The organism is Runella limosa DSM 17973 (genome assembly GCF_000482465.1).
Taxonomy (GTDB): domain Bacteria; phylum Bacteroidota; class Bacteroidia; order Cytophagales; family Spirosomataceae; genus Runella; species Runella limosa.
Genome location: NZ_AXVJ01000058.1, coordinates 15,372 through 27,637, shown reverse-complemented (window position 1 = coordinate 27,637; position 12,266 = coordinate 15,372). Strand labels below are relative to the sequence as shown.

Genomic DNA, 12,266 nt, shown 5'->3' with positions numbered 1-12,266 from the left:
AGCAAACCACCAATTTTGGGTATCACTTTTAACTCATTCCAATCATGAAAAAACTACTTGTATTATTATTCGCTACAGCGATGATGTTCGGATGCAGCAAAGACGAAAACGTAGCACCTACCTACACGGGCGCGTCCCAAAACATCGGAAACGGTAAGGCGTATTCTTGGATTAAATTCACGACCGACAACAAGCCTTCTTCTCTGGGCTTTACCATGACCAAAGGCGCGCTCGACAACCTACCGCACGGAGGAATTGCGCTGGTGTTGAGCCTGCCCAACGAAGCCATCGGTCAAGTGCCTTTTGACCACATCATGCTCGACTATCTGCACACGGGTCACGAGCCGCCAGGCACCTACGACGTAGCCCATTTTGACATGCACTTTTATATTCAGGCGCTTGCAGAGCGGAAAGCGATACCTGCCTATCCAGTAGCTCCTGCCAAATTTGACAACCTCCCTGCGGCGGGCTACATTCCTACCAGCTACATCCGCCTCCCTGCGGGTGTTCCCGAAATGGGCGTTCACTGGGCTGATCCTGCGTCTCCAGAATTATCAGGAAAGGGCAAGTTTACCGAAACGCTTATTTATGGTTCGTACGATGGCAAAATGACGTTTGTCGAACCAATGGTAAGTCACGAGTTTTTGAGTAGCAAGCCGAACTTGACCAAATCAATGCCGCTGCCGACCAAGTTTGCAAAGGCGGGCTACTATCCGATGAAATACAGCATCAAGCAAGTGGGCGACGACATCGTGGTAAGCCTCGATGACCTAATGATGATGCAATAACCAATAGTTTTTCAATACCCTACTCATAATCTTTCATGGTAGAAAGGGAAGGAGGTGTCTGGGGGCATTTGACGAAATGTTTCTACCTCCTTTTTCTACTACCGACTCATGTTAAACTCATTCAAACGTTTCTACCCATGAAAAATCTTTTTACGATACTGGCATTTTGGGTTATTACCATAGCCAGTTTTAGCTCATTAGCCCAAACCCCCGATATTAGTGTCAAATACGGTTCTACTAATGTTCCAAATAATGCTGGGGTAAGTAATAACAATGGGACGCTTTTTAGCTCAATTCCCTTGAGTAATGGAACGTTGAGTAGCGACTTTACCATTGAAAACAGGGGGACTGGTACACTTACCATTTCATCGATTGAAATCACTGGAACAGAGGCGGGCGATTTTACAGTCGGCAATTCACCCAGCACTACACTTGCTCCTAATGCTACTACTACCTTAAGAATTACCTTTAATCCTTCCGTTGCAGGTAGAAGAACAGCAACAGTTACTATCACCAGCAATGACTCAGACGAAAGTCCTTTTAGGCTCAATTTTTTAGGATTTGGCATTGAGCCCGAAATGGATGTTTTCGGAAACGGATACCCAATTGCGAGCGGTAGCTCAACGCCCATTACGAATAATCATACCCATTTTGGGGCAGAATTTGTAACAGCAGGCTCGATAGTTCGCACTTTTACGATTGAAAACAATGAAAGTGCCGCGCTTAATCTTACGGGTACGCCAACAAAAGTAGCGATTACTGGTACCCATGCGTCAGATTTTACGTTAACTGCGGCACCGTCGTCACCCGTACCACGTTTTGGATCTACCACGTTCCAAATAACATTTAATCCTTCGGGAAACGGGGTACGAACCGCACTCCTGACCATTGCCAATGATGATGAAGACGAAAGACCTTATACGTTTGCTATTGAGGGGGTAGGCACGGTTCTATCGTCCTCGGCTGACTATACGATTTCTACCGCCAATAATACGGTGACTATCAACGATGTCGGTGGTAATGGTGAAACCATAGACATAAGTGAAAGCAATTCAACTATCCGCTTCTTTGTATCAGGCAGAACGTACAGCATTGACGGGGGTGCTGTTACGCCATTTACAACGCCTGCTGATATACCCATTTCTGGTAATACAGGCATTGTCATCAATACAAATGCAGGCCATGATATTATCAATGTCGGAGCGTTTACCTCCGCATTGCCCAGTCTGACAATCAACGCGGGTGTTGGCGATGACATTGTGAATATGAATGGTAACATAACTTTTGCGGCAAATGCCAACCTGGATTTAGACTTACAGAATGATGATGCTTCTCCTGGTAGGGATGTTGTGAATATTGCCACTGGTGCAAATGTGGCTTTGACTGGAACGGGTAATGCTACGATAAAGGTAAGCCAGAATGTTTTGGTAAACACAGGAGGAGGGCTAACGACCGCCAACGGCAATCTCGTGGTTGAAGCTAACCAGCAAAGTACGCCTACAAGTGGTAATTTTGTAGGTGTACGATTAAACGGTCTAAATGCGTTGTTTCAGGTGACGGGCAGTGGTTTACTCACCGTAAAAGGGAAAGGAGGAAATACAGGAAATGACAACCAAGGCATTTATTTAAGTAGTAGCGCAAAAATACTAGGCGGAACCAACACCGTAACATTAGAAGGTATCGGTGGGCCTACGAGTGGTTATAGAAGTTACGGAGTATCTGTACTTGAAAACAGCGAAGTGAGTTCGACGGATGGAAACATTGTTATGAATGGTACTGGAGATGGAACTGGATTCAACAGCGGGGGTATTGGTTTAGGGTACCATGGCGTATTTGTTCGTGGGGCGATTGCAGCAGGCGGTTCGGGCAATATTACAATAACAGGGCGAGGAAGCCTAAACTATACTGAGGAAGGGTCAGGTGGGGTTTATATATTAAGTGGAACAGTAACTACTGCGGGAGGAAATATACTTTTCAATGGGTATGGAGGAGGCTCAGGAAACGCCCGTTTTTGTGCGGGAGTCGTTATTGCCTCTAGCTCAGTTTCACCTGGGGGAATGGGTACGTTAACGCTTTATGGAGAAGGTGGCCCAGGTACTGGAACAGGAAACCTTGGCGTTAGAGTAAGTGCTGCAATTACGAGTAATGGAGGGAACATAACTGTTACAGGGAAAGAAGGTGGTAGTAACAGTTCTCATGGGGTTTTCGTAGAAAATACGGACATAAACGGCGTAAATGGTGAAATCAAGACATCTATCAATGGTGGGGATATAACAGTGACTACCAATAGTTTTGCCTCAGTCTTGGATAATCAGGCTTTAATAACAGGCCACCCTTCTAATAAAATTACGTTTTTGCCATTGACTAATGGGACTGAAATTAATTTTGTTTCTACCAGCGAAGTAGCCTCAAACCCAATCCTTATCTCTGATTTTGAATTTGATAATGTTACAGGAGGAGCTATTCATTTCGGAAATGCCAATACAGGCGCCATCAATGTAAATCAAGCCATTACCCACGCTGCTGGCAATATTTATTTAATTACTGGGCAAGCACTCAACCTGAATCAGTCATTTGGGGCAGGTACTGGTAATATTACCATTAATGCTGCTGGCGGGATAAATCCTAAGGCTACAACCGTGGATTTGAGCGGCAATACTATTTCGTTTACTTCTGGCAATAACCTTAATATCGCCATCGGTGGCACAACGGTCAATACAGAGTATGACGAATTGAATATACAGGGAGCGATTGATTTAACAGGGTTGAACTTGGTACTTTCGGGTAGCTACGTCCCTGTTGCTGGAAATACTTTCACCATTGTCAACAACGACGGCACGGATGCCATCGTGGGTACGTTCAATAATCTAGCGCAAGGAGCGACGATTCCTAATTTTAGAGGAAGTGGATTAAATGCAACGATTTCCTACACGGGAGGTTCGGACAACAACGATGTGGTGATAACGGTAGCTTCGGCAGCGGTGGCTGAGATTAACGTGAAAGGTAACAGTCAAAACATCGTCAGTGGAGATAATACCCCAATCATTACTGACCATACCGATTTTGGGGCCGTATCAGTGCCGAGCGGCTCGGTGACCCGTACGTTTACCATTGAAAATCCCAATACGGCAACAGCTGCCTTGGTTTTGGGGACAATTACGGGAGGTACAACTGATTTTGTTATTACTCAGCCTAGCCTCACAACCATTCCTGTGGGTAGTTCTACTACATTTACGGTCACATTCGACCCGACTGTAGCGGGTAAACGCACGGCTACGATTAGTATTCCAAACAATGACCCAGATGAGAATCCTTATACCTTCGCCATCGAAGGCTACGGAGGAACGCCTTTTGTCACCACTTGGAAAACCGACAATGTAGGTACATCCAACAGTACTTCCATCACAATTCCGACCACGGGCAGTGGCTACAACTACGACGTGGACTGGAACAACGATGGTACGTTTGATGAGTTTGGTTTGACGGGTAACGTTACGCACAACTACGGTACGGCGGGTACTTATACGGTAGCCATCCGAGGCGATTTTCCCAGAATATACTTTAACATTGAAGGCGACAGGCGTAAACTAGTGTCCATCCAACAGTGGGGCAGCATTGTGTGGACAAGTATGGAAAAGGCTTTCTGGGGCTGTGAGAACATGGTACTCAACGCCACCGATGTGCCCAATACCGCCGCCGTTACGGATATGAGTTTTATGTTTGCCAATTGCCGTAGCTTCAATCAAGCTTTACCCGTAGGATTCAATACCACAGCTGTCACCGATATGAGTTATATGTTTAGTGGGTGCACTATCTATAACCAAGCCCTGCCCAGCACTTTCAATACGGCCCAGGTAACCAAGATGAATAATATGTTTTCTGATTGCGGTGACTATAACAAAGCCTTACCCAACAGTTTCAGTACAGCTTCTGTCACCGATATGAGTTATCTATTTTATCGTTGTATCGACTATAACCAGACCTTACCGAGCAGTTTTAATACCGCTGCTGTAACCAATATGAGAAGTATGTTTGAGGGTTGCAGTGCCTACAACAAAGCCTTACCAATCAGTTTCAACACTGCGGCTGTAACCAATATGAGAGGTATGTTTGATGGTTGCGTCAACTACAATCACGTCTTGCCGAGCAGTTTCAACACCGCTGCCGTAACCGACATGATTGATATGTTTGCTGACTGCAGGGCTTACAATCAGGTCTTACCGCTAAGTTTTAACACGGTGTCCGTTACGAATATGAGAGGTATGTTTGATGCTTGTATCACCTACAACCAAGCCTTACCGAGCAGTTTCAACACCGCTGCCGTAACCGACATGAGCTCCATGTTTCGGAATTGTTTGGACTATAACCAAGCCCTGCCAAGCAGTTTCAACACCGCTGCCGTAACCGATATGAGTGCGATGTTTTCTGGTTGCAGTAACTACAACCAAGCCCTGCCCAACAGTTTCACTACCGCTGCCGTAACCAGTATGAGTGCCATGTTTGCCAGTGCAAGGGCTTTTAACCAAAATATAGGCACTTGGAGCACCGCTGCCGTGACTAATATGTCAGAAATGTTTGCTGGTGCAAGGGCTTTTAACCAAAATTTAGGGTCTTTGAACATCAGTTTAGTAACTGACATGACCGATATGCTCAGAAACTCAGGCCTATCGGTGGACAATTACGATGCCACGCTCATAGGCTGGAATAACGGTGGCTATACCAATAAAAACCTGGGCGATGCCTCACCACTCAAATACTGCGCTGCCCAATCAGCCCGCAACACGCTGACAACCACCAAAGGCTGGACTATCACGGGAGATATAAGCGTCATTCCAGCAACGCCTACGGCTTCGGTGACGGTTCAGCCGACGTGTACGACTTCAACGGGAACGATTGTGGTCACTGAGCCTGTGGACGGAGATATTCAATACAGTATTGGTGGTCCTTACCAAATTTCGGGAACGTTTAGCGGGTTGAACCCAGGCCCATACACAGTAACGGCGAAGAATACGACAACGGGTTGTATTTCATCGGGTTTGTCATTGACGGTGAATGCCGTTCCAAGCGCGCCAGCAACACCCACGGCTTCGGTGACGTTACAGCCGACGTGTACGACGCCAAAGGGTACGATTGTGGTCACTGCGCCTGTGGACGGGGATATTCAATACAGCATTGGCGGCCCTTACCAAATTTCGGGAACGTTTAGCGGGTTGGACTCAGGCCCATACACGGTAACTGCCAAGAACACGACAACGGGTTGTATTTCATCAGGTTTATCGTTGACGGTGAATGCAGTTCCTAATGCCCCCGCGATACCCACGGCTTCGGTGACGGTTCAGCCGACGTGTACGACTTCAACGGGAACGATTGTAGTCACCGCGCCTGTGGACGGAGATATTCAATACAGTATTGGTGGTCCTTACCAAATTTCGGGAACGTTTAGCGGTTTGGACTCAGGCCCATACACAGTAACGGCCAAGAACACGACAACGGGCTGTATTTCATCGGGTTTGTCGTTGACAGTGAATGCAGTTCCAAGTGCCCCCGCTACGCCAACAGCCTCGGTGACGGTACAGCCAACGTGTACGACACCGACGGGAACGATTGAAGTCACTGCGCCTTTGGGAACAGGGATTGAGTACAGCATCGGCGGTCTTTACCAAACTTCGGGAACGTTTAGTGGCTTGAACCCAGGTCCATACACAGTAACGGCGAAGAACACGACAACGGGCTGTATTTCATCGGGTTTGTCGTTGACAGTGAATGCAGTTCCTAATGCCCCCGCGATACCCACGGCTTCGGTGACGGTACAGCCGACGTGTACGATTTCAAAGGGCACGATTGTAGTCACCGCGCCTGTGGACGGGGATATTCAATACAGCATTGGCGGTCCTTACCAAATTTCGGGAACGTTTAGCGGTTTGAACCCAGGCCCATACACAGTAACGGCGAAGAATACGACAACGGGTTGTATTTCATCGGGTTTGTCATTGACGGTGAATGCCGTTCCAAGCGCGCCAGCAACGCCCACGGCTTCGGTGACGGTACAGCCGACGTGTACGACACCGACGGGAACGATTGTAGTCACCGCGCCTGTGGACGGGGATATTCAATACAGTATTGGTGGTCCTTACCAAACATTAGGAACGTTTAGCGGGTTGAACCCAGGCCCATACACAGTAACGGCGAAGAATACGACAACGGGTTGTATTTCATCGGGTTTGTCATTGACGGTGAATGCAGTTCCTAATGCCCCCGCGATACCCACGGCTTCGGTGACGGTACAGCCGACGTGTACGACACCGACGGGAACGATTGTAGTCACCGCGCCTTCGGGAACAGGGATTGAGTACAGCATCGGCGGTCTTTACCAAACATTGGGAACGTTTAGTGGCTTGAACCCAGGCCCATACACAGTAACAGCGAAGAATACGACGACGGGTTGTATCTCATCGGGCTTGTCTTTGACGGTGAATACAGTTCCTAATGCCCCCGCGATACCCACGGCTTCGGTGACGGTACAGCCAACGTGTACGACGCCAACGGGTACAATTGTGGTCACTGCGCCTGTGGACGGGGATATTCAATACAGCATTGGCGGTCCTTACCAAACATCGGGAACGTTTAGCGGATTGGACTCAGGCCCATACACAGTAACTGCCAAGAACACGACGACGGGTTGTATCTCATCGGGTTTATTGTTGACGGTGAATGCAGTTCCAAGTGCGTTAAACATCGCGACAGGAACGAGTTCGCCGATTTGCGCGGGCGTTACGTCTTTTACAATCCCTTATACGGTCGTGATGGGTACTCCAACCACCTACTCAGTTTCGGGAGCAGGCATTACGACCGTTAGCAACGGCGTTTTAACAAACCCAATTGTGGTGAATTTGAGTGGTCCAGCTACAGGAAACGCTATTTCTTACACCTTGACCGTCGGCAATGCCAGCGGGTGTGTTTCTGGGAATATTACGGGAAGTGTGACAGTAGTAGGTCCACCGACTATTTCGTTGACAACGCTCCAACAAACGCTCAACGAAGGCAACAACCCTGTTTTGTGTGACACAGATGCGAATCCTGTGAATAGTTTACAGTTTAATGTTTCGGGTTTGTGTGTTTCTGGTAATCCTGTTTGGCGCGTGCAAGTGGGTAACGGCGCGTGGAGTGCGTGGTCAGCAACTGCTCCAGTTTTCCAACCATCTAATAACCAAACCCATCGCTACCAAGCGGCTTGTGATGCGAGTTGTGCTTCTACTTACTCGGGTGTGATTGAGTTGACGATTAATAACCGCGCCACTGTTCCCCAAAACGTGTCGTTGGTGGTAGATGGCGTAACAGTTGCCGTAGGCGAGACCAGAGAAGTGTGTAGTTTGGTTACAATTCCGCTGACGTTTAATGCCAATTGCGCAGCGGGTGAAATAACACTATACTCAGTCGATGGGGGTGAATATTCATCGGGTGTGCCAACGGGCTTGGTGGACAATCAGTATCACAATTACCGCGTTCGCTGCCGCAAATCAGACGGAACGCCATCTTGCGTAGAATCTGAATCGGGTGTGATGCGATTAAAATTGGTGACTATTCCAAGTGCGCCAACGGTCTCGTTGTCATCGACAAGCAGTTGTAACCCATCGGCTAGTTTCAGTGGACAATCATCTTGCGGAAGTTTGCGAACAGTTTGGTACAACGCAACTACGAATGTGGCTTTACCAAGCTTGCCTTCGACCGTACCAGGCCAGACGACGTCTTATTACGCTCGTTGTCAGACGGAAAATGGTTGTGTGAGTGAAAAGAGTAATGTGGTGACGTTTACTTTGACACCAACGCAAGTAGCGCCAGTGATTACGGCTTCGCAAGAGATAGTATGTACAGGTACAACGGTCACCATTTCGGCGAATTGCCCCGCAGGTAGCCAAACGTTCTGGAATACAGGTGTGACTGCGCCAAGTTTTCAGGTAGCATTTAATAACGTCACCAAGCAAACGTATTGGGCGAAGTGTCTATTTGAAGGTGGTTGCCAAAGTGCCGAAAGTATTCGTAAAGATATTTACTGGAATGCTTTTGTGGTGACGTTGATCAACGTAGGTGAAACCAAATCAGCGGTGAAACCAGCGAACGACAAATCGTTGTGGAGTAGTCAATTCATCACGCGTGATGGCGGCCCAGAGTTGGAACAAAGTACACAGCAAAACCCGACTTTGTATTACGTAGAAAATGCCAACAAAATAGCCCCTCGTTACTGGACAATCAACGTAGAAGCCTGCGGATTAAGCACCGATGGTTCGTTAACATTTGACATGTTGGCAACGCCAGAGATGGGTGTGATTCGCTCATTCAACACCCACGAGAACAATGCACCTTACTTTATGTACGCCAACCGCGAAGGCTGGACTGAGCTTTATGCCCAAAACCACCCCGCCTACGGTTTCTACCAAGACAACGGCGCGGGCGGTAACGTCTATGACGCAGGTTTACCGAAAGGTTTGTACAAATTAGGTATTCGTTATTGGGATATGAAAGGCTGGGGCAGTATTTATCCATCAACGCGCCAACCACAAGGCAACGTGCTGGCCTACCAAGAATACTGGTTCAGAATCCAATCGAAAGACGGTGTCGGCGTAGGTGCAGCGAGAACAGCGGAAGGGGCAACTACTTTGTCATCCCGGAGGGATCTAAAATCCACTAATAACGTTTTTGCGCAAGTGATGCCAAACCCTGTATTGAGTGTTCTCCGCCTCCAAGTAGCAGACAGCAAGGGGCAAACAGTACAAACTACTTTGAGCGATGCTTCGGGTCGGGAAGTTTTGCGTCGAAAATTTGTGCCCGAAACAAACACCCACCAGGAGGAGTTTGGGGTGAGTGAATTGCCGACGGGAATGTATTTCTTGAAGGTGATGACAGAGATGCAACAAGCTACTTTGAAAGTCGTGAAGGTAGAATAGTTATTGCTTACTAAAGCCATTTGCAGGGGATCCAATTCAGTTTGGATTCCCTTTTTTGTAAATAAAACGGAGAAATAGCACCTAAAAGGAATATGGTATATCTTTGTGCGTGTACGCAAGGTTGTAGAAATGAAGCACAAAACCCTATTAAACGTTAGTTTGCTCTTTTTACTGGGTAGTTTGTTGGTAAATGCGCAATATGAGCGTTTTTTACACAAAGACTACCAAGGAAGGGCCAAAGAATGGGGGAATTTTTGGACCGAAAAATCTGTCAACACCCAATACGATTCGGTGCTATTTTTTAAAGAACTTTTGGAGATTCGTCGAACGGCGATAGCCCATAAAGACGAAGGGCTAGAAATGGATACCTATATGTCGGAGTTGGGCTTTTTTTTGTACCGAAAAAAATATTCCGAACAAGTAGCGTTCAACGTTTTAAACCGTACGCTAAAGATTGCCCAACAAAAAAGATTACTGCAGGAAGCTTCCGTCGAAAAGCATTTCGGCGTGATATATTTTCATCGGATAAAAAACTACGAATTGGCGTTTGAACATTTTTTGCGAATGTATGAACTGGTCAAAAACGTGAGTAAACGCACCTTTCCCGATAAGACTAATTGCCTCAAAGAGTTAGCTTATGCATATTATTATTTTGAAGACTATTCCAAAACCATTGAGTTGGCCAAAGCGTCTATTCAAAGCGAGGTGGAAGTAAACGAAACGGCGCATTTATGCAAAAACTACGGGTTGGTGGGTATTTGTTTTCGAAAACAAAATCAGTTGGATTCTTCGGATTATTACTTCAAAGAGTCGTTGCAAATATCACTTAATCAGCGTGATACGCTCTGGCAAGGGATTAATTACGGCGAACTTGGATACAATGCGTTTAAAAGGGAGTATTTTACCCAAGCAATTCCTTTGCTAAATCAATCCCTTGCGATTATTAGGCCCCGAAAAGAATGGACAACCATGGTAAAAGTGCTTACAACACTGGGAGCGATTGCGCTTTTAAAAGGGAAAGTAAAGGAAGCTGAACCGCTTTTGGCAGAAGCCAAAAAATATGCCGATGGTCAGCAACAGCTCGAACTTTATAACCTGCTATATCCTTGGCTATTAAAATTATACGTACAAACTGAGCAGCCGCGATTGGCAGTGATGTATTCCGATTCGGCGGCTTGGGTAAAAGATAGCTTGCAACGACAATTTAGTGCGCGTAAAATTTTGCGGGCGGTACAGGCCAATCAATTGCGGCAACATCGGGCAGAAATGACCGATATAAAAAGCCAACGCACGTCAAAAGAACAAGAGCGCAACGGCGTGTTGCTGTTGTTGCTGATTGGCTTTGGGTTGGCGGTTTACGTTTATCAAAGTCAACGAAAAAAATACCTTCAAGAACAATTGATTTCGGTGCAGCAACTGCAAATAAAAGAACAGGAGCTAGGATTGGCCAAGCAACAACTACAACATTTTACGCAGCGCGTGTTGGAGAAAAACGAATTCATTGAGCAGTTACAAGGAGCGACCATTCTGACCGATGAGCAATGGGAGGATTTTCGTGCGCTTTTTGAGAAAGTTCATGGTGGGTATTTGCGCCGTACGAAGGAGAAATTTCCGAGTCTTACGCCCGCCGAAATTCGGTTTATAGCTTTGGCAAAACTTCAATTGTCCACCAAAGAAATGGCCACTATGTTGGGAGTCTCTCCCGTAAGTGTGCGCTCTACTTGGTCGCGTTTACGTAAAAAAGTGCAGCTTACAGAAGAAGAAAGCCTAGAAAAGTGGCTTGAAATGATGGGTGAATAGACCCATTTTTATTCCTTCGTAATGTTTCCTCAGAGGACGACTACTTTTGCTCTTTTCCTACAATAAGATTGTTTTGTGGTTTGTAATAATTATTTATTTGTCTATAAAATGCTTCATTGCCCAGTGGAGAAGGATGTTTTTTTCTTTGGGTAGATTGAGTTTTTGAATGATGTTTGAACGGTGCTTCTCTACCGTTTTTTCTGAAATAAATAGTAAATCACCAATTTGCTTAGATGTTTTTTGTTGGGCGATAAGTTCTAGTACTTTTTTTTCGGCAAAAGTCAACTCTTCACTTTCGCTGGTTTGGTGTTTATTGACTTCTTTTAAAATCAATTTACTCATGTATTTGCCACCTTGAGCAACGGTTTCTAAACACAGTTTTAATTCATCTTCTGAACCTTCTTTGAGCAAATAACCTGACAAACCCATGTTTTTAGCACGTTTGTAAATCGTGGCTTCTTTGTGCATTGTAAACAAGATTATACGCGTAGAAATGCCCCGCTGATGTAGCTTTTCAAGCACCTCTAGGCCATCCATTTGGGGCATACTGATGTCCAAAATCGCCATCTTTGGTTGGTGCATTACAATCCACTCAAATGCTTCTTGTCCATCGGTGCAGATGTGTACTACCTTGTACCCCAGCGATGTAACAAACGCCTGGGTGCCGTAGAGCGTAAGGGGATGGTCATCGGCAATTAATATGGTCATCGAATTTTTGTCTAATGCGCAGTTTTTC

General features: G+C 46.3%; 4 protein-coding genes. 3 read left to right on the top strand and 1 reads right to left on the bottom strand.

Annotated elements, in window-relative coordinates:
- The first annotated feature begins 44 nt into the window (after window positions 1-44).
- The 3 genes from K339_RS32745 to K339_RS0106500 all read left to right on the top strand — a co-directional run bounded on the left by K339_RS32745 (window position 45) and on the right by K339_RS0106500 (window position 11,530).
- Complete coding sequence (locus K339_RS32745; RefSeq protein ID WP_051397842.1) at window positions 45-788, top strand: DUF5602 domain-containing protein; 744 nt, start codon at window positions 45-47, stop codon at window positions 786-788.
- Window positions 789-925: 137 nt separating this feature from the next.
- Window positions 926-9,730 carry a BspA family leucine-rich repeat surface protein gene (locus tag K339_RS35785; RefSeq protein ID WP_051397841.1) on the top strand — a complete coding sequence of 2,935 codons (8,805 nt, stop codon included), beginning with the start codon at window positions 926-928 and terminating at the stop codon, window positions 9,728-9,730.
- A 129-nt stretch (window positions 9,731-9,859) separates the two neighbouring features.
- Window positions 9,860-11,530 carry a helix-turn-helix transcriptional regulator gene (locus tag K339_RS0106500; RefSeq protein WP_028522892.1) on the top strand — a complete coding sequence of 557 codons (1,671 nt, stop codon included), beginning with the start codon at window positions 9,860-9,862 and terminating at the stop codon, window positions 11,528-11,530.
- A gap of 93 nt (window positions 11,531-11,623) precedes the next feature.
- Here the strand turns inward: K339_RS0106500 and K339_RS0106495 are convergent, their stop codons facing one another.
- Complete coding sequence (locus K339_RS0106495) at window positions 11,624-12,238, bottom strand: response regulator (protein ID WP_037299435.1); 615 nt, start codon at window positions 12,236-12,238, stop codon at window positions 11,624-11,626.
- Window positions 12,239-12,266 lie beyond the last annotated feature (28 nt).